This is a genomic window from Algimonas ampicilliniresistens (genome assembly GCF_030159955.1).
Taxonomy (GTDB): domain Bacteria; phylum Pseudomonadota; class Alphaproteobacteria; order Caulobacterales; family Maricaulaceae; genus Litorimonas; species Litorimonas ampicilliniresistens.
In genome coordinates this window covers 910777-935174 of sequence record NZ_BSNK01000002.1, presented here as the reverse complement: position 1 = coordinate 935174, position 24398 = coordinate 910777, and the positions used below count along the sequence as shown (strand labels likewise).

At 56.4% G+C, this 24398-nt stretch carries 23 protein-coding genes and 1 riboswitch; of the genes, 15 read left to right on the top strand and 8 right to left on the bottom strand.

Annotated features, from left to right (window positions below; all coding sequences use genetic code 11):
• Positions 1-49: 49 nt before the first annotated feature.
• Positions 50-229: a hypothetical protein gene (locus tag QQL54_RS12350; RefSeq protein ID WP_348520761.1), complete on the bottom strand. Its 180-nt coding sequence runs from the start codon at positions 227-229 to the stop codon at positions 50-52.
• Positions 230-525: 296 nt separating this feature from the next.
• Between QQL54_RS12350 and QQL54_RS12345 the strand changes: the two genes are divergently transcribed.
• The 15 genes from QQL54_RS12345 to QQL54_RS12275 all read left to right on the top strand — a co-directional run bounded on the left by QQL54_RS12345 (position 526) and on the right by QQL54_RS12275 (position 16959).
• Positions 526-774, top strand: coding sequence for an HP1242/YdcH family protein (locus QQL54_RS12345; protein WP_284391172.1), 249 nt, complete (start codon positions 526-528; stop codon positions 772-774).
• A 74-nt stretch (positions 775-848) separates the two neighbouring features.
• Positions 849-1223: a DUF983 domain-containing protein gene (locus QQL54_RS12340; protein WP_284391170.1), complete on the top strand. Its 375-nt coding sequence runs from the start codon at positions 849-851 to the stop codon at positions 1221-1223.
• Between the two features lie 59 nt (positions 1224-1282).
• A riboswitch (SAM riboswitch) is annotated at positions 1283-1392 on the top strand.
• Positions 1393-1469: 77 nt separating this feature from the next.
• Positions 1470-2444: a homoserine O-succinyltransferase MetX gene (gene metX, locus QQL54_RS12335; RefSeq protein WP_284391168.1), complete on the top strand. Its 975-nt coding sequence runs from the start codon at positions 1470-1472 to the stop codon at positions 2442-2444.
• Positions 2441-3568, top strand: coding sequence for a cystathionine gamma-synthase (metB, locus tag QQL54_RS12330; protein ID WP_284391166.1), 1128 nt, complete (start codon positions 2441-2443; stop codon positions 3566-3568). The genes metX and metB overlap by 4 nt, the downstream gene beginning before the upstream one ends.
• Positions 3569-3878: 310 nt before the next feature.
• On the top strand, positions 3879-5549 hold the full coding sequence (ilvD, locus tag QQL54_RS12325; RefSeq protein WP_284391164.1) for a dihydroxy-acid dehydratase: 1671 nt from the start codon (positions 3879-3881) through the stop codon (positions 5547-5549).
• Between the two features lie 6 nt (positions 5550-5555).
• Positions 5556-6581, top strand: coding sequence for a ketol-acid reductoisomerase (ilvC, locus tag QQL54_RS12320; protein ID WP_284391161.1), 1026 nt, complete (start codon positions 5556-5558; stop codon positions 6579-6581).
• 71 nt (positions 6582-6652) lie between these two features.
• The gene (ilvG, locus tag QQL54_RS12315; RefSeq protein WP_284391158.1) at positions 6653-8380 is read left to right on the top strand and encodes an acetolactate synthase 2 catalytic subunit; all 1728 of its coding nucleotides are present in this window, start codon (positions 6653-6655) and stop codon (positions 8378-8380) included.
• A gap of 1 nt (position 8381) precedes the next feature.
• The gene (locus tag QQL54_RS12310) at positions 8382-8684 is read left to right on the top strand and encodes an ACT domain-containing protein (RefSeq protein WP_284391156.1); all 303 of its coding nucleotides are present in this window, start codon (positions 8382-8384) and stop codon (positions 8682-8684) included.
• Positions 8681-10228, top strand: a complete 1548-nt coding sequence (locus QQL54_RS12305; RefSeq protein ID WP_284391153.1) for a 2-isopropylmalate synthase — start codon at positions 8681-8683, stop codon at positions 10226-10228. Before QQL54_RS12310 ends, QQL54_RS12305 begins: the two co-directional genes overlap by 4 nt.
• A gap of 1 nt (position 10229) precedes the next feature.
• Entirely contained in the window at positions 10230-11627 is a 1398-nt protein-coding gene (gene leuC / locus QQL54_RS12300; RefSeq protein ID WP_284391150.1) for a 3-isopropylmalate dehydratase large subunit, read from the top strand.
• The gene (leuD, locus tag QQL54_RS12295; protein WP_284391145.1) at positions 11624-12208 is read left to right on the top strand and encodes a 3-isopropylmalate dehydratase small subunit; all 585 of its coding nucleotides are present in this window, start codon (positions 11624-11626) and stop codon (positions 12206-12208) included. The genes leuC and leuD overlap by 4 nt, the downstream gene beginning before the upstream one ends.
• Complete coding sequence (gene leuB, locus QQL54_RS12290; protein WP_284391143.1) at positions 12205-13278, top strand: 3-isopropylmalate dehydrogenase; 1074 nt, start codon at positions 12205-12207, stop codon at positions 13276-13278. Before leuD ends, leuB begins: the two co-directional genes overlap by 4 nt.
• Positions 13268-14785: a threonine ammonia-lyase, biosynthetic gene (gene ilvA / locus QQL54_RS12285; RefSeq protein WP_284391141.1), complete on the top strand. Its 1518-nt coding sequence runs from the start codon at positions 13268-13270 to the stop codon at positions 14783-14785. The genes leuB and ilvA overlap by 11 nt, the downstream gene beginning before the upstream one ends.
• A 97-nt stretch (positions 14786-14882) precedes the next feature.
• A complete protein-coding gene (locus tag QQL54_RS12280; protein WP_284391139.1) occupies positions 14883-16736 on the top strand; it encodes a DUF3604 domain-containing protein in 1854 nt (617 codons plus the stop codon).
• 67 nt (positions 16737-16803) lie between these two features.
• The gene (locus QQL54_RS12275) at positions 16804-16959 is read left to right on the top strand and encodes a hypothetical protein (protein WP_284391138.1); all 156 of its coding nucleotides are present in this window, start codon (positions 16804-16806) and stop codon (positions 16957-16959) included.
• A 60-nt stretch (positions 16960-17019) separates the two neighbouring features.
• Here the strand turns inward: QQL54_RS12275 and QQL54_RS12270 are convergent, their stop codons facing one another.
• The 7 genes from QQL54_RS12270 to ptsP form a co-directional block, all read right to left on the bottom strand.
• Positions 17020-17562 (bottom strand): DUF7010 family protein, encoded by a 543-nt coding sequence (locus tag QQL54_RS12270; RefSeq protein ID WP_284391136.1) that lies wholly within the window; start codon positions 17560-17562, stop codon positions 17020-17022.
• Positions 17562-19247 (bottom strand): DUF8614 domain-containing protein, encoded by a 1686-nt coding sequence (locus QQL54_RS12265; RefSeq protein WP_284391133.1) that lies wholly within the window; start codon positions 19245-19247, stop codon positions 17562-17564. The genes QQL54_RS12270 and QQL54_RS12265 overlap by 1 nt, the downstream gene beginning before the upstream one ends.
• Before the next feature lie 14 nt (positions 19248-19261).
• On the bottom strand, positions 19262-19696 hold the full coding sequence (locus QQL54_RS12260; RefSeq protein WP_284391131.1) for an HIT family protein: 435 nt from the start codon (positions 19694-19696) through the stop codon (positions 19262-19264).
• A gap of 76 nt (positions 19697-19772) precedes the next feature.
• Positions 19773-20327 (bottom strand): DUF421 domain-containing protein, encoded by a 555-nt coding sequence (locus tag QQL54_RS12255; protein ID WP_284391129.1) that lies wholly within the window; start codon positions 20325-20327, stop codon positions 19773-19775.
• Positions 20328-20368: 41 nt separating this feature from the next.
• Positions 20369-21514: a GNAT family N-acetyltransferase gene (locus tag QQL54_RS12250; RefSeq protein ID WP_284391126.1), complete on the bottom strand. Its 1146-nt coding sequence runs from the start codon at positions 21512-21514 to the stop codon at positions 20369-20371.
• A 5-nt stretch (positions 21515-21519) separates the two neighbouring features.
• Positions 21520-22029, bottom strand: a complete 510-nt coding sequence (locus QQL54_RS12245) for a hypothetical protein (protein WP_284391124.1) — start codon at positions 22027-22029, stop codon at positions 21520-21522.
• A 46-nt stretch (positions 22030-22075) separates the two neighbouring features.
• Positions 22076-24352, bottom strand: coding sequence for a phosphoenolpyruvate--protein phosphotransferase (ptsP, locus tag QQL54_RS12240; RefSeq protein ID WP_284391123.1), 2277 nt, complete (start codon positions 24350-24352; stop codon positions 22076-22078).
• Positions 24353-24398 lie beyond the last annotated feature (46 nt).

Here is a 24398-nt window from a genome sequence, read left to right as displayed (position 1 = left end):
CCAGTTAGAGCCATCCCGCAATAATATCCCAGCCGGGCTGCCACACGCGTCAACGCTTTTTCTGGATTTTCAACTTGTCTTGCTTCGCTCTACTTTTGGTCGATTCCTCAGAGCGCGTCAGAGATTTGGCAATCGCCTTCAAACTCATCCCCTTTGCCACGAGCATATGTAGCTTTTGGATTTCAGCCTGCGTCCAAGCTTGGCGATGTCGTTCGTATCGGTCTTTCATCGGGGTTACTCCTTCCCACCATGTCGGGCCATTCAAGAGCATGATCGTTCTTATGGGGCCAGCCTGTTGGTAATAATCTTGCGGCTTAAACATCCGAAGAGAAACGCCTAGCATAACGCCAACCCGTCCATAAAAAGCGGGCTAGGAGCGCAAGCGTACGACTCATCTCGACTTTTATGACGACCGTCAATTTATTCTCTACCCCTCCAAATAGATTTGCTCCTTTGAGACATGAGATCTGACGAACCGCGAGACCCATTCTCACTTTTGGGTCTTGCCTGCTAAGGAGCCGCCATATGGGCCATACACCTCACGAACTGGCTGCAGACTTCCCGGAGTTTGTAGATCAACTGCATAAACTGAAACTTCGCGATAACCATTTCCAGAAACTTGCTGAACAGTACCATGACATCAACCGGACGATTCACCGGGCTGAAACCAATATTGAACCCACAACAGACGAACATATGATCGATATGCGAAAACAGCGCATGACGCTGAAAGATGAGATTCACGGAATCCTGAAAGCTGTCAAGGCGAGTTAGTTTTTAACGCTACGAACCCTCGCAAAAGCGTAATATGGTTGGCATCTTGAGACGGCGGACCCTATCTGCATCCCATGACTGCAGGACCTAAACCGAGCGGACCTTTATGGCCTAAGATCAAGCGCGGCTTGGCGATGAAATGCCCGAGCTGTGGGGATGCCAAACTCTTCCGGGCTTTTCTCAAACCCGTCGAGCATTGCCCATCTTGCGGTGTGAATTGGGGGGATGTTCGTGCCGATGACGGACCCGCTTGGGCATCCATGCTTGTTGCTGGACATCTAACTGCGCCCGTCTTTCACTGGGTCGTTTTCAAGACGGATATTCCAGGCTGGGCCTCGATCACAGGACTTAGCCTTCTGCTCGTCCTGCTGTGCCTTGCCGTGCTTCAGCCGATAAAAGGTCTGTTCATGGCCATCATCTGGGATAAGGGCGCGCCCACTTCCGGATAGGAACGCTCTCTGAATAGCCATCGGCTTGACGCCTTCTCCACTTCCCGCCATATGCCGCGCACTCATCAAGACCGGCGGGAGGGACAAGGCCCTTTGATCGCCGGGGCAACCGGCGAAAGCAATTTCGCATCAGGTGCCAAGTCCTGCGGGTTCGCCCGGAAGATGAGAGAGCGCTGAGCCCATTCGGCTCAAACGAGCGCCCTCCCCTTCCAAACCTGTGCTTGGCCCGCCCTAGAAAGGTAGACCGTGCAGGGTCGTGACATCGAAACTGAACTGGGTGACTGGACGCTGGAACGCGGCTGCGACATGCGCGGCGATGTCGTGCGCGGCCGTCTCTATGGGCCGGAGGGGGCGCCGCTTGTGATTGTGCTTGGCGGTATCTCCGCGACACGGTTCGTGGCGGACGGCGACCCCACAGACAAAAAAGGCAGGCGTCGAGGCTGGTGGTCACGGCTCGTGCGGCGCGGCGGCGCCATTGATCTCAACACGGTGCAAGTTCTCGGTCTGGATTTCACACCCAATGCCGGCGCACCGGACTGTCCTGAAACCATTACAACGGGCGATCAAGCGAAGCGACTTAAGGCCCTCATCGACGCGCACGCACTTGGCCCCATCACAGCCTTAATCGGCAGTTCCTATGGCGGCATGTGTGGCCTCGCTTTTGCCCGTGACTATCCAAAAGCTCTGCATAATCTCTGTGTCATCGGCGCAGCCCACAAACCCTATCCGATTGGTGTCGGTTGGCGCGGTATTCAACGCCGGATTGTTCGGCTCGGCATAGACGCTGGCCGTCCCGAAGAGGGGCTGAAGCTGGCGCGTGAACTCGCCATGACGACCTACCGCACGCCAGAAGAATTCGCTGACCGATTTGATCTGGCTGAAACACGGTCCAATCCGTCCAGCTTCGATATTTGTGATTATCTCGGCAGTCGCGGGGATGCGTTTGCCGAGCAGATGGATGCATCGCGCTTCCTCGCGCTCTCAGAGTCAATCGATCTACACCGCGTCGAACCGGAAGCCATCACCACGCCGACCCTATTGATGAGCGCCATTTCCGACCAGCTCGCACCGCTGCCTGATATGCGCGAATTACGCGACCGGCTCTCTGGCAAGAGTGAGCTCTATACCTTCACCTCTCTTTATGGACACGACGCCTTTTTGAAGGAGTATGATGCGATGGAGCCCAGGTTGACCGCATTCATGAAGGAGGCTGTAGAATGACCTCACCGACCACAAAACTCGTCCAATCCGGCATTGCTTGGGACCCGGCCTACGGGGCCATCGTGCCGCCGCTTTATATGTCGTCGACCTATGTCTGGCCGTCTGTAGATGAAAAGGGGCCGTATGATTATGGGCGATCCAATAATCCGAACCGTGATCTGCTGAGCCGCGCCCTCACCGAGCTAGACGGCGGCGCAGGCGCGGTCGTGACCAGTTCGGGCATGGCGGCAATCGATCTAGTGCTCAACCTCTTGTCGGCGGGCGCACATGTGGTTGCGCCGCATGATTGCTATGGTGGCACGCACCGCTTGCTCACAGCCCGTCATGATCAAGGTCAGATCCGCGTCGATTTTATTGACCAAGGCGATCTCGACGCGGTCCGCGCGACTGTTTCACGTGAAACAGCGATGGTCATCATCGAGACCCCCTCCAATCCGTTGATGCGCCTTAGCGACGTCGCAGCGATCTGTGATATTGCGAGGGCCGCCGACGCGCTCTCCGTCGTCGACAACACGTTCTTATCACCCCTGCGCCAGCAACCCCTTACGCTCGGCGCGGATATGGCTCTGCAATCAACGACTAAATACCTCAACGGCCATAGTGATGTGGTTGGTGGCGTCGTAGTCGCGAACACGGAAGAGCTGGCTGAAAAGCTTGCTTGGTGGGCTAATGCCGCCGGGCTTACAGGCTCACCCTTCGATAGCTACCAGACCCTGCGCGGACTACGGACGCTGGCTCTGCGCATCAACGCGGCAGAAACTAATGCCAAAGCCATCGTCGCCGTCTTACGCGACCATGATAAAGTGACGGATGTCTATTACCCGGACGCTGGCTTGGCCGTAAAGCAACAGTCCGGCCCGGGCGCGATGTTGTCTTTCCGTGTGGCAGGCGGCGCAGCCGCCGCTGCTTCGGTCATGGAGAGCATAGAACTCTTCCGCTTGGCCGCCTCACTTGGCGGGGTCGAAAGCCTGATTTGCCAACCTGCGACAATGACCCATCGCGGTATGGCACCAGAGGCACGGGCCGCAGCAGGATTGGACGAAACATTGATCCGTGTGTCGACCGGAATCGAAGCGAAAGAGGACCTCATCGCAGCGCTGGAGGCAGCCCTTGCCTCAATTTAACAATAATTAGGGCATGATTTTACAGCTTCTTCGAAGCTTTTTGCAAATCAGCGGCAAATTTTCCTCTTGAGACTAGGCCGCGTTTACGGTTTAAGGCTCACATGAACCCGTTTCATAAAGACGAGCCTAAAGTGAAGGTCGAGACCCGTGCGTCGAGCGCGAATGTCGAACTCGTACTAATCGTTGGTCTTATTGTACTCCTTCTTGGGGTGCTGAGCGGGTTGTAGGCGAGTATCTTAAGCCAGCAAGCAACCCGCCCCATTTGAGGCGGGTTTTTTATTGCGTTCATCTGGCTGTTAAGGGGATGGAAATGAGCAAGCGTTCCGACGCGATTGTCACTGGCCGAGACCGTTCTGCGGCGCGGGCCATGCTGCGGGCTTCCGGTATGACGGACGAGTCCTTCGAAGGGCCGATCATCGCCGTGTTCAATACGTGGACCAATATGGGCCCGTGCAACATGCATCTGGATAAGCTGGCTATCCCTGTTCGAGCGGGGATCCGGGCTGCAGGCGGCACGCCCGTCGATTTCAATTCCATCGCCGTGTCCGACGGCATCACGATGGGTAGCGACGGCATGCGGGCCTCACTAATGAGCCGCGAAGTCATTTGCGATTCCATTGAGTTGGCCGTGCGCGGCCACTCACTCGATGGTGTCATCATTTTGGTCGGTTGCGACAAAACCATTCCAGCGGCGGGCATGGCATTGGCACGCATGAATGTGCCGGGTGTCGTGCTCTATGGCGGTTCGATTATGCCGGGAAGTCACAAGGGTCGTGACCTGTCAGTTCAGGATGTCTTCGAAGCGGTCGGGGCCTGCGCAGCAGGGTTGATCGATGAAGAGGAACTGACCGAAATCGAGAAATCCGCCTGCCCCGGCGCAGGTGCGTGTGGCGGTCAGTTCACCGCCAATAGTATGGCGATGGCGATGACTTTCTTGGGCCTGTCGCCCATGGGCACAAACGATATTCCCGCCGTGCATGAAGATAAGACCCGCGCGGCCTATGATGCCGGTATGTGTGTCGTGGATTGCGTGAAACACAACCGCTTGCCGCGAGAGATGATCACCAAAGACAGCCTGATGAACGCAGCGATTGCGCTGTCAGCGACAGCCGCGTCAACCAATGCGATCTTGCACCTTCTGGCTATCGCCAGCGAAGCGCAGGTTGAAGAATTCAACATTGATGCGTTTGACCATGTCAGTCGCACCACACCCGTCATTGGCGATCTGAAGCCAGGCGGCAAATATATGGCGTTTGATCTGTATGAGGCTGGCGGGTCTGGCCTGATCGGACAGCGTTTGGTCGCGGATGATCGGATCACGGATCAACCAACAGTCAGCGGCCTCTCACTCTTCGCGGAAATTGCCGCCGCAGACGAAAAAACCGGACAGGATGTGGTCCGAACCTTTGACGATCCCGTCAAATCGCGGGGCGGTTACGGTATTCTGTATGGCGATCTCGCGCCCGAAGGCTGTGTTGTGAAACTCGCGGGTCACGGGGCGCTTTATTTTGAAGGCCGCGCCCGCGTATTCGAAAGCGAAGAAGCCTGTTTCGAGGTTGTCCAAAATAACGGCATTAACAAAGGCGACGTTGTCGTCATTCGCAATGAAGGCCCGCGCGGCGGACCCGGTATGCGCGAGATGTTAGCCGTGACGGCGGCGCTCGTTGGGCAGGATCTGGCCGACCATGTCGCATTAATTACCGACGGTCGTTTCTCTGGCGCAAGCTACGGCTTCGTTATCGGTCATGTTGCCCCTGAAGCCGCTCACGGTGGGCCGATTGCTTTCGTCCAAGACGGCGATCTCATCACCATTGATGTCGAAGCCCAAACCATAAATGTCGACGCTGACTTGAAAGCACGCGCGGAGGGATGGGCACCATCGCTCCCGCGCGACACAGTCGGTGCCTACGCAAAATTCGCCGCACTCGTCGGCAGCGCGTCCAAAGGCGCGGTCACCTCTTTCCCATTCCAACAGGACTAGACTCCCATGAGCATTGAAATTTTTTACGACGCAGATTGCGACGTTGATATCATCAAAGGCAAGCGCGTCGCCGTGCTGGGCTATGGCAGTCAGGGCCGCGCCCATGCCCTGAACCTGAATGATAGTGGCGTCGATGTCGTTGTCGGCCTGAAGCCGAGCAGCGCAACCAATAAAAAGGTCAAGCGGGACGGTCTCGAAAGCCTCGCCACAGCCGATGCTGTCAAAGGCGCAGACGTCGTCATGGTGCTGACGCCGGACGAATGGCAGGCTAAAATCTATCGCGAAGATATCGAACCCAATATCAAGGAAGGCGCAACACTCGCCTTTGGTCACGGTTTCGCCGTCCATTACGGCCAGATCATTCCGCGCCGCGACCTCGACGTAATCATGGTGGCGCCCAAAGCGCCCGGCCATACGGTTCGCAACGAATTCACGAATGGCCGCGGCATTCCCGATCTGATCGCTGTGGCGCAAGACGCCAATGGCGGAGCGGCGCTTGAGACAGCGAAGTCCTACGCCTCGGCTATTGGCGGTGGTCGCACAGCGATCATCTACACCACCTTCAAGGACGAAACTGAAACCGATCTATTCGGCGAGCAGGCCGTGCTTTGCGGCGGTATTGTCGAGTTGATTAAGATGGGTTTCGAAACCTTGGTCGAAGGCGGTTATCCGCCAGAGCTGGCCTATTTCGAGTGCCTGCATGAGACCAAGCTGATCGTCGATCTGATCTATGAAGGCGGCATTGCCAACATGAATTACTCGATCTCCAACAATGCGGAATTTGGGGAATATGTGACCGGCGAAGCGGTTGTGAATGAAAGCTCTCGCACTGCCATGCGCAAGGCGCTGAAGGACATTCAAGACGGCACTTATGCCAAGAACTTCATCATCGAAGGCGCCATGGGGTATCCATCCATGACCGCCCGCCGCCGCAACATGGAAGAGCACCAGATCGAACAGATTGGTGGCCAGTTGCGCGAAATGATGCCGTGGATCGCCGCCAACAAAATCATCGACAAGGATAAGAACTAGTCGGTTGAAATTTCGCCCTTTGTGAATGATCGCAAAGGCGCGGAAGGCCCAAGGCCTGACAGGAAGATAAAATGACGACTGCTACCCAGTTCGCCAAGCAACAGACCGAGATCTTTGAGAATCGTGCGCCGAAATCCGGCGCGCAGCTTCTCCTCGAAGCGATCGAGGCGCAGGGCGTCGATCTGATTTTCGGCTATCCCGGCGGGGCGATCATGCCTGTCTATGATGTGCTGCCACGCACGTCCCTGACACATATTCTCTGCCGTCATGAGCAAGGCTGCGGCATGGCAGCCATCGGTTATGCGCGGGCAACGGGCAAGGTCGGCACGGCGCTGGCGACATCAGGACCGGGCGCGACCAACCTCGTCACCGCTATCGCGGACGCCTATCTAGACTCGGTTCCGGTCGTCTTTATCACCGGTCAGGTCCCGTCCGATCTGATGGGCACGGACGCGTTTCAAGAAGTCGACATTGTCGGCATCACCATGCCGATTGTGAAGCATAGCTATATTGCGCGCGACCCGGCGGATATTCCGGGCATGGTCGCGGAAGCCTACTTTATCGCGGGCGAAGGTCGTCCCGGTCCGGTGCTGATCGACTTGCCCAAAGACGTCGCCAATGCTGTCACGACCGAGCGTCATCGCTGGCGACCTTATCCTAAGGTCAAACCAGAAATGGGCACGTCGGAAAATATCTCGCGCGCCGAAACTCTGATCCGCGCGGCGGAACGTCCACTCTTCTATATTGGTGGCGGCATCGCCCAAGGCGACGGCGTGGCGGAGCTGCGCGAGTTGGTCGAACGCACCGAAATTCCTGTTGTCTCAACCCTAAAGGGACTGGGCTCATTGCCGTCAGATCATCCGCACTATCTCGGCATGCTCGGCATGCATGGTCTTAAAGCCGCCAACTATGCGGTACAGGAATGTGACTTACTGATCGTCGCAGGCGCACGGTTTGATGACCGTGCCACGGGCAAGCTCGACACATTCGCGCCGGGCGCAAAAGTCATCCATATGGATATCGACGTGGCGGAAATCGATAAGCTACGCCGCGCCGATGTGTTCCTCGATGGCAGTTTGAAAAAGAACCTCTCTGCGCTCGATCCATTCAAAGACGAGCCCTATGAGAAAGCGCAGATCGAACCATGGCGAGAGCTCTGCTATTCGCGTCGGTCCATGTATGAGTGGGATTATGACGCGCCCGGCAACGGTGTTTACGCGCCCAAATTGCTGCATGATCTATCGCGCCGCGCACCCGATAGCGCGATTTTCACCTGCGACGTGGGCCAGCACCAAATGTGGGTCGCGCAGCATTGCTATTTCGATGACCCGAAAGATCACATCACATCCGGCGGCCTCGGCACGATGGGCTTCGGCCTGCCAGCTGGGCTCGGCGCAAAACTTGGCGCACCCGACCGAACTGTGATCACCGTCTCAGGTGACGGCTCGATCATGATGAATATCCAAGAGCTGCAAACGCTGCACCGCTACGGAATCCCGCTCAAAATTGTGCTCCTGGATAATAGCGCGCTCGGCATGGTGCGGCAGTGGCAGGAAGTCTTTTTCGAACAGAATTATTCCGAAGTGAATTTGGACGATAATCCGGAATTCTCCAAGGTTGCTGAAGCCTTCCGGGTTGAGAGCTTTGTCGTGCGTGAGCGCAGCGAAGTCGATGCTGGCATTGATCGCCTGCTGGCGGCAGACGGCCCGATCCTGATGCACGTCAAAATCGACACAATGGAAAATGTCTGGCCGCTCGTCCCGCCAGGGCGCTCCAATGCCGACATGATGGAGCGGTAGAATGACTGAACTTCAACGCGATAAAACCTTCGAATCCTCCGGCGTGTCAGGCACGCTCAAGGTCGTGCTGCATGATGTCTCTGGCACGCTGCTGCGAACACTCGGCACGATTGAACGGCGTGGTTACGATTATCGCGATGTCCACTGTACGCAGCGCGTCGATGGGGATTTCGATTTGCTGGTACGGATCGAGGATATTGGCGGACCGCGCAATCTCGACATTCTCTGCAAACAATTGGAACGGCTTTATAATGTCGTCAGCGCAGAGAAAGTTGGACGTCGAAAACGGGCGGAGCGGGCATGACCGATCGCGTAAAGATATTCGACACGACCTTGCGCGACGGTGAGCAAGCCCCTGGCTTTTCCATGAGCGCGGGACAAAAGCTCGCTATGGCCGAGGCACTTGAAGGTCTGCGCGTAGACGTGATTGAAGCGGGCTTCGCCGCCGCTTCTCCCGGTGATTTCGAGGGCATCAAAGCCATTGCAGAAATGGTCACGGAAGCCACCGTCTGCTCGCTTGCGCGCTGCAATGAGGGCGATATCCGGGCATCGGGCGAAGCCATTAAGCCTGCCCGATCCGGCCGCATCCACACCTTCATTGCGACCTCCCCGCTGCACCGCGAGTTCAAGTTGAAGATGGATAAGGACGAGATTGTCCGCCGCGCCATCGCCGCGATTGAACTCGCCCGGCAATATACGGATGATGTCGAGTTTTCCTGTGAAGACGCGATCCGCACAGAACGCGACTATCTGAAACGCGTTGTCGAAGCCGCTATCCAAGCGGGCGCAAGCACGATCAATATCCCGGACACGGTCGGGTACACAACGCCGGAAGAAATCACCGATTTGTTCCAATTCCTCACGACCGAAGTCGAAGGCGCAGATGATGTGATCTTCTCGGCCCACTGCCACGACGATCTGGGCTTGGCGGTTGCCAATAGCCTTGCTGCTGTGCGCGGCGGCGCGCGCCAAGTCGAATGCGCACTCAACGGTATCGGCGAACGGGCAGGTAATTGCGCGATGGAAGAAGTCGTCATGGCGCTACGCACGCGGCGCGACTTTTTCGGTATCGACACACGGGTTCGCACCGAGGGGATCTACGGCGCGTCCAAACTCCTCGCCGCGATCACAGGCAATGCCGTCCCGCGCAACAAGGCCATCGTCGGTAAAAACGCCTTCGCGCATGAGAGCGGTATCCACCAGCATGGTGTGCTCGCCAATCGCGAAACCTATGAGATCATGAAGCCGGAACATGTCGGCGTATCCACGGACAACCTTGTGCTCGGCAAACATTCCGGACGCGCCGCCTTGAAGAACCGGGCTGAAAAGCTCGGCTTCACCCTGTCGGACAATCAGCTTCAATCCATCTTCGTCGCCTTCAAAGAATTGGCAGATGCCAAGAAGGAAGTCTTCGACAGCGATATTGAAGCGTTGGTGTTGGGCGAAGCGGTTGGGTCCGTTGGCCCTTGGGAAATTGAGAGCCTTTATGTCTCCGCTGGATCGGACGAGCACCGTATGCCCAAGGCCACGGTGGCATTAAAACACAAGGATGGACGTACCCAAACGCATGTCTCCGAAATGGCCGGGCCGATGAACGCCGTGTTCGACGCGATTAGCCGGATTACCGACACACCAATGACGCTAGAACATTACGCTGTGACCTCCGTGTCGGGCGGTGAAGATGCGATGGCTGAAGCCACCGTGCGCGTCGCAACCGAGTTTGAAACTTATCAGGGGCGGGGCGCCAGCACGGACACCGTTCTCGCCTCGGCCCGGGCCTATCTGGACGTGATCAACCGCGTCGAGCGGCGCACCGTGCGTCAGGCCTCCATCGCGGCGCAGCACTGATATGGCCAGTAACCCTCTAACGCTCTTCGACAAAATCTGGGACGCGCATGTGGTGACGCCGGAAGCGGCGGCCAATCCGGCGACGCTCTATATCGACTTGCATTTGATCCATGAAGTCACCAGCCCGCAGGCCTTCACCGTCTTACGCGACCGGAACCTGCCCGTGCGTCGCCCTGACAGGACGCTCGCGACAATCGACCATTCGACGCCGACCTTGAAGGACGAGGACGGCGCGCCGCTTTATGTCAACGCGCAAGCCAAGACTCAGGTCGCGACCCTACTCGCCAACACAGCAGAGCACGGTGTCGAAACGCATGGTTGGGACAGTGACAATCGCGGGGTTGTGCACGTCATGGGGCCAGAACTTGGCGCGACGCAGCCCGGCATGACCATTGTTTGCGGCGACAGCCATACCTCCACACATGGCGCGTTTGGGGCTATCGCTTTTGGCATCGGCACGACCCAGGTCGGCCATGTGCTGGCCACGCAATGTTTGCTTATGCGCAAACCAAAGACAATGGCGATCGAACTGACGGGTGAGCTTGTCGACGGCGTGACGCCCAAAGATGTAATCTTGGCGATCATTGCCGAAATCGGTGTCGGCGGCGGTACGGGCTATGCCTTGGAATATCGCGGTACTGTATTCGAAGAAATGAGCATGGCAGGCCGAATGACCGTCTGCAATATGAGCATTGAGGCGGGCGCACGCTGCGGCTTGATTGCGCCGGATGAGACAACGTTCGATTTCCTGCGCGGGAGACCGCATTCACCAGAGGATTTCGATGCGGCTGTCGATCAATGGCGTAAGTTGACAACCGATGAGGGCGCGACGTTCGACAAGATCGTGCGCATGGACGCTGCAACAATTCGTCCGATGGCGACCTATGGCACGCATCCCGGCATGGCTGCGCCGATTGACGCGCCCATTCCAAACCCTGCCAATGAAGCTGACGAAAAAGCGCTCAGCTATATGCAAGTCACGGCTGGTCAGACCATGGCCGGGCAACGTGTTGACCGTGTCTTTATCGGCTCTTGCACTAATGCCCGCCTAGAAGACATGCGCGCTGCCGCGAACATTCTGTCAGGCCGGACCGTTGCGACAAGTGTTCGCGCAATTGTTGTCCCCGGCAGTGAGAGCGTCAAAGCAGCGGCCGAAGCTGAAGGTCTACACGAGATCATCATGGCTTCCGGTGCGGAATGGCGCGAACCGGGATGCTCCATGTGCATCGCTATGAATGGTGACAAGGCTGCACCGGGCGAGCTGGTGGTGAGCACGAGCAACCGCAATTTCGCAGGCCGTCAAGGTCCCGGCGCCCGCACCGTTCTAGCCAGCCCGGAGACAGCCGCAGCAAGCGCTATCGCCGGCGTTGTAACCAGTGTTGCGGGGTTAGCATCATGAGCAACGCCCCCCTCACCACTCTCACCTCCCGCACGGTTGTTCTTCCGGCGGAGAATATCGATACGGACCAAATCATTCCGGCGCGGTTCCTGACGGTCACCTCGCGCGACGGCCTCGGCAAACACGCCTTTAATGACTGGCGCTATGCTGAGGACGGATCGGAAACAGACCATGAGTTGAATGGTGAAGCCGCAAAAGCTTCGCAAATCCTCGTCGGTGGCCATAATTTCGGTTGCGGCAGCTCGCGTGAACACGCGCCTTGGGCGCTGACGGATTACGGCTTTCGCGTTGTCATCAGCAGCGAAATCGCCGATATTTTCCGCTCAAATGCAGTGAAGAATGGACTGCTGCCCATCGTGATCGAAAAAGGCGCACATCAATGGCTGCTCGATCATCCAGGCGCAGATGTGGCCGTCGATTTGATCCGCCGCGAAGTCCGCCTGCCCGGCAATGGCGGTACGTACCGTTTTGATGTCGATGATTTTTCGGCCCACTGCCTGATCGAAGGCGTGGACGAACTTGGTTATCTAGACGGACAAGTGAGCGCAATTTCCGATTACGAAGAACGGCTCGGCAAATGAATATCCAATTCACCTATCTGCCCGGTGACGGGATCGGTCCGGAAGTTGGCGCAGCAGCGATGGCTGTGCTCCAAGCGACCACTCAGAGATTTGGTCATACGTTAGAGGCCGAACACCATCTCGTTGGCGGGGCGGCGATTGATGCCGGCGAAAAACCCTTGCCCGAGACAAGTTTTGAGTCCTGCCAGCGCACAGGAGCTGTGCTGCTCGGTGCGGTCGGAGGTCCGAAATGGGATCATCTCAAAGGCGCGGATCGGCCTGAATTGGGCGCGCTTCTGCCGCTACGAAAGCGCCTGAACCTTTACGCCAATATCCGCCCCTGCAAGCCCTATGAAGCCCTGCTCGACCGCGCCCCGCTCAAGCGGGACCGGCTGGAAGGGACAGACTTCGTCGTCATGCGCGAACTCACCGGGGGCATCTATTTCGGCAAAAAAGGTCGTGATGCGGAAGGCGCTTATGATGAGTGCCGCTACTCTGAGTCCGAAGTCGAGCGTATTGCGATTAAGGCGTTTGACCTGGCGATGACCCGCCGCAAGAAGGTCACATCAGTCGACAAATCCAACGTGTTGGAAACCTCCCGCCTTTGGCGCGAAACGGTTGAACGCGTGGCGAGCCGGTATCCACAGGTCGAATTGGAACACCTCCTCGTTGACGCGATGACCATGCATATGCTGACCCGGCCGACGGCGTTCGATGTGGTGCTAACAGAAAATATGTTCGGCGATATTTTGACCGATGAAGCGTCTGTCCTGTGTGGGTCGATGGGCGTGATCCCGTCAGCCTCTCTTTCTGATGCCAGAGAGGACCAAAGGGTCGTCGGCATGTTCGAACCGATCCACGGCAGCGCGCCCGACATTGCGGGTCAAGGGAAGGCCAACCCGCTCGCGATGATCCTGTCGGCGGCTTGGATGCTGCGCTTGTCCTTCGGACTGAACCCAGAAGCCGCTGCCATCGAAACCGCGGTCGAACAGGCTCTGGCCTCTGGCGACGTGACCGGTGATCTGGGTGGAACCCTATCCACCGATCAGGTTGGATCGCAGATCGCAGATCGGGTCCGTCGTGCGACATGACATCCATGATCTACGCGCGCGCATCGACGCCGCACAAGTTTATGAACTGGCGCACCGCACACCGCTTCAGCTCGTTCCCAAGCTAAGCCGTGAATTGGGCCGCCGCATCTGGCTCAAACGCGAAGATTTGCAGGACGTTTTTTCGTTCAAAATCAGAGGCGCCGCCAACCGGATGGCGGGCTTAGGCGAAATCGCACGGGTACAGGGTGTGTGCGCCGCCAGTGCCGGCAATCACGCGCAAGGCGTGGCCAAGGCCGCAGCCCATTACGGCATTGATGCATTGATCTTCATGCCCGTCACCACCCCCACGATTAAGGTTGCGGCTGTTGAAGCGCTGGGCGGCAAAACACGCTTGGTCGGCGACAATTATGATGAGGCTTGCGACGCCGCCATCGAGCATTCACAAAAATCAGGCGCAATCTTTATTCACCCGTTTGATGAGCTGGACGTGATTGCGGGTCAGGGCACCGTCGCCAAAGAAATCTTTGAGCAAGCGACGCGGAAAATTGACGCTATTTATGTCTGTACGGGCGGTGGTGGTTTAGTCTCCGGCATCGGGGCTTACGCAAAATCTGTGTCGCCAGACACACGTATCGTCGCCGCTGAGCCCCTCGGGGCCGCTACGCTCAAGGCTGCGATGGCCGCCGGGCAGCCCGTCGATCTAGACCACGTTGACGGCTTTGCGGACGGGGTGGCCGTTCGGCGCATTGGAACGTTGACCTATGCGCTATGTTGCGACGTGGTCGATGATTGCGTCACTGTCACCAACGATGAAATTTGCGCGGCAGTCCGGGATATTTTCGAGGCAACACGAACCGTTGTCGAACCGGCGGGTGCCGTAGCCTTGGCGGCCTTGCGCCGCGACGTGGCCGATGGGCGCGCGCCCGATGGTGACTGTGTCGTGACTGTATCCGGTGCCAACGTCAATTTCGACCGGATCGGTCATATGGTTGAACGGGCCGAACTGGGTGCAGGCGAAGAAATGCTCTTCGGTGCGACGATCCCGGAACAACGCGGTGCATTTCAGCGCTTTGTCGAAGCTCTCGGCCACCGCGCCGTGACAGAATTTTCCTACCGCTACCAAAATGACGCACAGGCGCATCTTCTCGTCGGACTGAAGATCAAATCCGGGGCGGAACGCGACAATGTCATGAATGATCTGAACGCCGCCAACGTCGCCGCTCTGGATCTATCCAATGATCGTCTCGCCAAGCGGCACCTTCGTCATATGATTGGCGGAGACCCGGACACGACCATGCGTGAAGTCCTTTACCGCGTCGAGTTTCCGGAACGTCCCGGCGCTTTGGGGCAATTCCTCAGCGCGCTGGATGCACGGTGGAACATTAGCCTGTTCCACTACCGCAATCACGGCGCAGCCGAAGGACATGTCCTCTGCGGATTTCAACTGCCCAAGGATGATAAATCTGCCTTAGAAGAAAGCTTAAGCGCAATCGGTTTCCCGGTCTGGGAAGAAACAGACAATCCGGCCACGCAGCTATTCCTTTAACCAGCCGAACCAACCGCCTCATATCCACTCCCTGATAAGTTGGAGCCCGTTTTGACGCTGCGCAATCTTCAATTTAATTGAAAGATGAGGAGTCGGCATGAAACATCTATTGCTCAGTGCAACATTGATCGCGTTGGTCGGATGTCGAGCTGCATCGGACAATGCTGAACCGAGCGCACCCGTCGCAGTGCCCGCCGCCGAAATCACTCGCACACCCACTAAAGTGGCTCTGTTCGGCGATTTACATGTTCATACAGCCAACAGTTTCGACGCCTACATTCTTGGAACAAGGGCTACCCCGGACGATGCTTATGCATTCGCGCGCGGGGCCACGATCGACAATGGTGCCGGGACTTCAATCACCCTCTCTGGTCCTCCGCTCGACTTCTACGCCGTAACGGATCACGGCGAATATCTCGGTATTATCAAAGAAATGCAACGACGCGGTTCCGACTTGTCCAAAACGGAAACGTCCAAGTCGATTTTTGGTCTGTTTGCACAAGATCGCCGCGCCAATTTTCTCAGGGTCGGCGCAACCGTCGTTTCAGGCGAACCCATCATGGATGTCTATGACCGGGATCACATGGACAGTGTCTGGTCCGACACGGTTGCGACGGCGGAGCGTCACAATGCGCCTGGCACATTCACGACTTTTGCAGGTTATGAATACACAGCCATGATGCAAGCGACAGAGACGGGTGCCGCCAACCTCCACCGCAATGTGATTTTTAAAGACACAACGCCTGATCGGCTGTTCACAACATTGGATAGCACCAACCCGGAGGATCTGTGGGACTGGATGGATAACCAACGCGACACGGGTCACGATCTACTCACAATTCCGCACAATAGTAACGCCAGTAATGGCATGATGTTCGCGATGACACAGACAGATGGATCGCCCATCGGCGCCCCGTATGTCGAACAACGCATGCGCAACGAGCCCTTGGTCGAAATTACTCAGCTCAAAGGCACATCAGAAACTCACCCGCAACTCGCGCCCAATGATGAGTGGGCCAATTTCGAACAATATCGGAATCTTATCGGATCGAATGAAGCCTCCATCATCGTCCCGGGTAGTTTTGTGAGAAACGCGCTCGCGCGTGGACTTGGCTTCGGTGCTGGTGGGGTCAGCAATCCTTATGAAGTTGGTGTTATTGGCAGTTCTGACACTCATCTGGGCGCGCCGTCCCTGTCCGAAGAAGATCATTTCGGTAAATTTTCACATGATATGGACAATGTGATGCGCCGGTCCGTACCCAGTGACCTTAAAGCCGGATGGGCAGCCGAGACTGAAGCCGACGAGGAGCTGATTTCTGCTCCGCAATATGGGGCGTCCGGTTTGGCGGGGGTTTGGGCTGAAGCCAATACGCGCGAGGACATCTTTAGTGCCATGCGTGCGCGCGAAACCTTTGCGACCTCTGGCCCGCGCATCCGGGTACGGTTGTTCATGGGCGATTATAGTATCACGGACCTAACCGCACCGGACCTATTAGAGCGTGCCTATGCTTCTGGTGTGCCGATGGGCACTAAGACGGATGTGACGGGAACACTCATGGCGCTGGGCTATGCTGACCCACAGGGCGAACCATTAGAGCGGATGCAGATCATTGCTCTACGCGAAGATGGGTCGGAAATGATTTATGATGTTGCCTGCGCCGACGGCGCTCCGATTAATCCGAACACGCATCGCTGCACCTTGCCGGAAGGCGAAGTCGATCTGTCGACCTGCGCGTCAAGCGGCGCAGGAGCGGGTGAACTATCCGCCCTGTGGGATGACCCTGACAGTCGTGACGGCGAACGCGCGGCGTATTACTTACGCGTCCTTGAGCGACCTAAATGTCGTTGGAGTACATGGGACGCGTTGCGCGCCGGTACGCCACCTAGTCCAAAAATGCTGACGACTTTACAGGACCGTGCGTGGAGCAGTGCCATCTGGGTTGGAAATTAAGTCTGATTAAGATGGAACAGATTGTCGCACTCTGTGTTAGCCTTTAGCCATTCATAGGAGAGACTTCATGGCAAATAAATCCGGCGGAAACGCAATGTATTTCATCATCGGCGCGATTGTCGTCGCCGTGATCGCGGTTGGCTTCTTTATGGTTCAAGAATCCAACGAACCTGATCTGTCGATCGATGTCAGCGAAAGCGGGATCGATATTGATACCAACTAGCGAACAGCTTAGTCGGACGACAAATTTAACACCCGTCCTGAGCAATCAGGGCGGGCTTTTTTAGATCTTGCGATTGCAACCCGTGAGCCAAATACCGAACGTAATTTCGATCACGGCAATGGCATAGGCGGTTATTATTCCGCCAAACAAACCCATCATAAGGCTGGCAAAACCGACCGCCATCATGAGCGCACCCAGTACCCAATAAGTCCTGTCGCCATATGCCGTTCGAAACGGAAAGTAATGCGCGCCGACAGCGATCGCTGCGAGCGGAAACACCCAATCCGGCTTCACATTCAGCAGCAGGAAGCCGATCACCAGTACGCCGATCATTGCTGGCAGCGTTTCCATCGCCAGCGCACCGCCCGGATTGTCGGCACGAACGGCCGGACGTTTGAAAAACAGTTTTCCGATCAACGTGGCGAGCGGGAATATCAGAAAACCGCCAAAGAAGAGCGCGGTGTAACCGACCTCTATCCCGGCGCGGGATGCTGTGATGGCAGCCGCCAACCAGACCAATCCCGAAACAATTGCACCGAGACCACCACCTAAATAAGACCGTCGTAAGTCAGCCTGATGTTCCGCTAGGGTGACGCCGGACATTAGATTTTGTTCGGGTAGACCGGCCGAATATCGTACGGGATGTCATCGAGGTTACTAAGGATGATTTCGGCCTCAGCATCAAGGACCGCGTAAGTGTCCATGAAGGTTTTCGCCGCATCATAATCGCCGTCGCCTTGTAACATCACGACCTTACCTGTCAGGTCGCTAATCGCTTCTGCCAACTTGTCGAAATCAATGCGGAAGCGCTCGACTTCCGGCAACCATTCGACGGCGCCAACTTCACGGTAATAGCGGTATTGATAGGCCGCGCCTTTGGCATGGGCGGCTGTCACGCCGAACCGCATAGAGCGGAATTTTCCAGTAAAATAAGTCGCCAAGAACGCATTACGATCCGTTGGATCCAGCTCTCCCCGGTCCATCATGTAAAGGATGTTATAGGCCCCCATCACATCGGCCTTGCCTTCCTCAAGCCCGGAATAAAGCTCTTTCAGTTCAAGTCGAACTTCGGTTTCACGTCCATTCACCGTGATTTTGCCAGGGCCGAGCGAGTGTGACAATTCGTGGAAGAGTGTGTTATTGCTCATCCATTTTTTGGCGGTCAATTCAGCTTGTTGTGGGACCAGAACGCGTTCGCCAATCGGCGCAAGGATACGGTCATATTTTGCGCCCAACACGTTGGACAGGATGACTTTCTTCGCACCTTTGGCTTCGCGCACCCGTTCATCATTCGGCAAGTTAAACGCAATGGTCTGCACGCCGTTGGAATTATCGCCACCGCCTTTGATTTGATCGACCACCGCAATTGGGCTTTCAAATCCACGCGTTGTATTCTTGTAGCGGTCGTCGACGGGCAGGTTAGCTTCCATGTCCGGGAGGTAGGCTTTGTATTTGTCTAGCGCGGCAGAAGCTTGCGGATCTTTGAGCGTTAGAAACATCTCATACGCCGTCTTGTAGCCAAATAGCTGGTCATCATAGACTTCGTAAGGACCGATCGCGACTTCGATCGGACCTTCCAGATCCATCCAAGCCAGTTCGGATTCAAAGTAATCATCGGATTCGAAGGCATCCGCGCGCAAGCTCAAGAAACGCTTGAGCGTTGGCTCCTCACTCAATGCAGCAGCTTCGCGCAACAGGCGCGTGGCTGGCTTGAGTTGGTCAGCGTAAGCCTCGGAATAAGGCACGGCGTAGAGGCCGCCGTCTTCATTACGACGGATCACGGTGTAGCCCGATGTGAACGCGTCGCGGTCGTCAGGATTGACCGCCAAATGCGCGTCAAACTCATCCTTGCTCATATCCGCCGGATAGAAGCCGCCCCCGAGTGGGCAATCGCCCAGACCGTCGGCAAACGGCGCGTCACCTTCCAGCCCGTCACAATGCGCAAAATGCAAATCAAACATGGCAAGCGCATCCGCGTCACCTGTCGAGGCAATGCGCGTACGGATGGCGCGATTATCGGCGTTGCGTTGTAATAGGAATATTTCGTCCAGCAGCGGGCCCACTTCCATCAACTTATTGGCCACGGCCCGTTCGCTATCCGTCAGAAAGGACGTGTCGGAGTCCATCCGGATTTCAGCGAACTTCGCATATTGGCCCTCTACATCGTAGAATGGCTGCGCCTGGACTTCGACCACTTCGGTTTCAGTCGTGTCGGCAACATCCGATTCGGAAGCGCCTGAGCAGGCCATAAGCACGGTGGCTGAGGCAAAGAGAAGCCAATGTTTCATGAAAATATCTCCGATTAATTGAGGGCGGCGCGAATGCGCTCTGCCAATGAATCAAGCTCATCTTTATCGGCCATCTTGCCTTGGGCATGTTCGGACATGTCCGACAGATTATACCGAGGAATGATATGAGCATGGGTGTGGAAGACCGTCTGCCCGGCCGGCTCACCATTAAATTGCGAAATGATGATCCCATCTGGCTTCAAGGCCGTTTCCACGGCCTTGGCAACCCGTTGCACTAGCCCAAACAATCGACCCAAGTCCTTGGGCGAGACCTCAAGAAGATTGCGCGATGGAGATTTGGGAATGACGAGACAATGGCCGCGCGTCTGTGGAAAAGCATCCATGATGGCAATGGCGTGACCTTCGTCTGCGATCACGGCTGCCGGAATTTCCCCGCGCAATATCTTCGCAAAGACGTTTTCAGGATCGTAATTACCGTGCAGGGACATGGGGCCTCTATAAGATAAAAACTGCGATCAACCACCCCCATCAACCATTCCCCGCAAACCCCTTGTGAGATACGCTTCAGGCCTTGTTGGACCACCCCAACACATCCTCCATCAGCACCGTGTCGATTTTACGATCATCACCCGTCTTGTGTAGAACAGAGATATCGCCCGTCGTCTCCACAACAACCGCGAGAACATCCTCAAGCCGAAGGGCGTTGGCTTCACGCATTTTCGCAACAATGTCAGACCGCGTTATTTGCGCCCGCTTCATCTGGTCCTCTAGGAACTCGCCGTTACGATAAACAAGCCGAGCATCATTGTTGATAAGGCGCGCGAAACGATCCGACCTGCGGCGCATAAAGGCAAAAATAGATTGAACGCCGAATAGCGCCAGCAGCGCGATGCCGCCTTGCAGAACCGACGGGTTCTCGGACATCACCACCCCGCCTAAGATCGAACCGAATGCGACCGTGATCGCAAAGTCAAACCCGCTCAGTTTGGAAAAGCTTCGCAAACCGAACATACGGTTGAAGCTGATGAGTATTATCACACCGAGTATGGCGCTGAGAGCAACCCAGATAATTTTGTCCGGGTCCATCATGAACCAGTCTTGCATTGGATCGTCCTTCATTGTTGTTTCAAAACAACGCCTCGACCATAGAATGTTTCCGATCAGTTGTTCTTTTTGAACGGCGTGTGCCGCCCGAGCACAGCGACATCGAAATCGACGGCGTTACGTTCACGTTCCAAATAGTCGCCGACCGCGTCTCGCAGGCCCGGATGCGCGAGATAATGGGCGCTATGAGTGGTCACGGGCTCATAGCCCCGCGCGAGCTTATGCTCACCCTGAGCGCCCGCTTCGACGCGCGGCAAACCTCGCTCAAGGGCCGCTTCGATCGCCTGATAATAACAAAGCTCAAAATGCAGGAAGGGCTTATGCACAAGCGCGCCCCAATTGCGGCCATAGAGCGCGTTAGAACCAATAAAGTTAAGTGCAGCGGCCACGGGATCGCCGTCCGTCCACGCCATGATCAAGACGATATCATCCGCCATCGTTTCATGAATGCGCGCGAAAAACTCTCGGTTTAGATAAGGGTTTCCCCATTTTCGACGTCCCGTATCGAGATAGCAGCGATAGAAAATGTCCCAATGCTCAGCTTTAAGGTCGTCACCAGTGAGACGTTTGATCGTCACGCCGTCTTGCGCGGCTTTCCGCTCTTTGCGGATGTTTTTGCGCTTACGTGACGCGAGGCTGGCGAGAAACGCATCGAAATCCGGATAGCCACGATTGATGAAATGAAACTGCCTATCCATGCGGTGAAGAAACCCGGCTTCATCACACACGCTGCGATCCGACTCAGACAGAAACGTCAGATGTGCCCCCGAACAATCAAGCTGTTGGCAAGCCTGAACCATCGTCGCCAGTGCAGCTAGCTGACCTTCACGCGTGGGAGCCAGCAAGCGCGGCCCTGTCGCGGGTGTAAACGGGACCGAACATTGTAACTTGGGATAATAAGGAATACCCGCGCGCTCCAACGCATCAGCCCAACCGTGATCGAACACATATTCGCCTTGCGAATGCGTTTTTGCATAAAGCGGTGCGGCGGCAATAGCGCTGCGGTCCGGGCCTTCAACCCAGACGTGGTGCGGGGCCCAACCTGTCTCCACGGTCGCGCAGCCTGACGCTTCGAGTGCGTGCAGGAAGCGATGGCTCAAAAACGGGTGATTGCCAGACGGGATCAACGCGTCCCAGTCCTCAGCCTCAACCTCCGATATTCGTGACAGCAAGCGCGCCGTCACAGCCGTCGCATCAGACATGCGGATCAATCATTAGCCGTGAAATCGACAATCCCGTCGCGCAGCTCCGTCACGTCCATGCAGCTTTCGCCAGAATCAACCAGACGGCAATTCAACTGCCCGCCGTCGATCTGCTTAGCATTTTTACAATCCGCGCCCGGCAAGACAATCTGCGCCGTCTTTATCACGCCCGCCTCGGCTGTTTGCGGAAACATATTCGCGCCTGCCGTCTCGCCATTGCCTGTGACGTTAAATGCGAACAGGCCCGCATTCACTGTTTCGTCTGTGCCGTTGACGACAGACATCATGACCAGACAGGCGGCGGATTCAGGCACCAGTCGCTCAACCGTAATCAGAACTTTGCCGTCAGCATCCATTGACGATGGAATGTTAGAGGGTTGATCGAGGCTCACAAGGTCCATCTGCGTTTCAGCAGTCGAGCTTTCAGTCGGACTTTCGACCGAGCTCACGTCGCTGGAATTACCGCAGGCAGTTAGGACAAGGGCGAATACAGATATTAGACGAGCATATTTCATAAGGTCTCTACGCATGGATTGTGCGGCAAGTTTCAGATCGGCCTGCTTAAACTGGAACACCATTGTCGATACAATAGTTTCGCACTGTCTCGCGTAGCGATGATAGTCGCGACGTGACCTTGATGTTTGGCAGGATCAGTTCTCGTAGTTCGGCGGCATTAAGTGCCATGAGTGTACTCTTCACAGGGCCGATCCCGGTGGCCGACATCGACAAGGTATGAAAGCCAAGGGCGACAAGACAGGCTGCTTCCAACGGTCGACCAGCGATTTCTCCGCACACGGAGACGGGCGTATTATTTTGGCGACAATTCTCCGCAATAAAACTCAAGATCGACAGAGCGGGAGGCGAGAGCGGATCATAACGGTCTGACACACGAGCATTGTCCCGGTCAGCAGCAAAGAAGAACTGCATAAGATCATTCGCGCCCACACTGACAAAATCAGCATGATCGCACACGCTGATGACCTGCCACGCCAGCGATGGCGTTTCCAACATCACCCCCACTTCGACCTTGGCCGGCAGTTCGCGACCTAATGTCTTGGCGCGTTCGATCTCGCGGTCAAACAAAGCGCGCGACGCGACCATTTCCTCCACCGTCGTCACCATCGGGAACATGACACGTAAATGTCGGCCTGCGCCCGCTGCCACTAAGGCACGAAGCTGATAGCGCATCAGGCCTGGTCGATCCAAGCCAATGCGGATCGCGCGCCAGCCGATCGCTGGGTTTTCCTCTGGCACCGGGTCGATATAGGGCAGGATCTTATCGCCCCCGAGATCAAGGGTCCGGAAGGTGACAGGTCGGTCCCCTGCCGCCAAGATCGCCTTGCGGTAGAGGTCGGTCTGTTGTTCCAACCGCGGCATGAAATCACTGACCATGAACTGAAATTCTGTCCGGAAAAGGCCAATGCCATCTGCGCCAGCCAAGTCCAACTGCGGTAGATCGACAAGCAACCCGGCATTGAGCATCAGATCGACCTCAATGCCGTCCCGCGTGACCGCTTTTTTAAACCGAAGCTGGTCATAAGCCCGGCTCATCTCGCCGCGAATATTGAGCCGCAACTGGAAGCCGGAAACTTGCGATTCCAACGGCCGAAGATGGATATTACCGTCTTCAGCATCCACGAGGACATCGTCGCCGGTCTCAATCCGGTCGAGCACACCGCTCACCCGGCCAATCAGGGGCAAGCCCAGAGCGCGCGCGATGATGGCGGTATGGGATGATGCCGATCCTTCTTCCAGAACCAACCCCGCCAGTTTTTTGCGGTCATAGTCCAGCAACTCAGCCGGGCCGAGTTCGCGCGCAAACAGAATAGCGTCATCAGGAATTTCTGGCGTGGTGCTTTCACCAGCTAAGAGACGCAGCATGCGATTGGCGAGGTCTTCGAGATCATGCAGCCGCGCCCGCAAATAGGGATCCCGCACTTTCATCAGACGAGCGCGATGTTCGTTGCGCACGCGCTCTACGGCAGCCTCAGCTGTCAGCCCTGAATGGACCGCTTCGCGTAACCGACCGACCCATTTCCGGTCATAGGCAAAGGTGCGATAGGCCTCGTAAATTTCCTTGGACGCCCGGGTCAGAGCCGCAATTTCGCCAGAGACCATAGCGTCAACATGACGGCGAAGCTCAGCAATCGCGTCTTCGAGACGAATTTCTTCCTGTGCGATATTCTCGGCTAGCAAATTAGCCGGTGCGACAGGCGGGCGGTGCAAGACAGCATGACCGCGCGCGAGCCCCGGCGAGAAAGCTTTGCCAGTCAAACTCTCGGGCTTGATCTGGGTGAGTTGGATACCTTTTAGGGCCGCCTTCTTGCCGCCGATCCGTTCGTCATCAACGATAATTTCGGCCAGCACCATCGCTACGGTCAGTAGGTCTTCGACCTCATCTTCAGAAAAAATGCGGTCTTCCTTGGACTGAACCACAAGAACACCCAGCGTGCGGCCACCGCGCAAAATCGGCACGCCGAGGAAAGACTTGTATGGATCCTCGCCCGTCTCCGGTCGGTATGAGAAGAGTGGATGGGACGGTGCATCGGCCAGATTAAGCGGACGAGCCGTCAAGGCAACATGGCCGACCAAACCTTCACCAGGCTTCATCCGTGTCTTATGCACGGCAGAGCGCTTCAAGCCTTTCGTGGCAGAAAGCTCCAACTCATCGCCTTTTCGCAAGAGATAGATCGACGCCACATTCACCCGCATCGACGAACTGATCGCCGATACGAAGTCATCCAAGCGGACCTGAACCGACTCTGTTCCGGCCATTGCAGCGCGGATGGCCCGCATTAATTTCGGCGGGGTCGTGACTATGTCTGGAGTAAGGCTCATTATGAGCTGCTTAGCGCACCAACAGGGGTCCTGTCAGGATCAATCG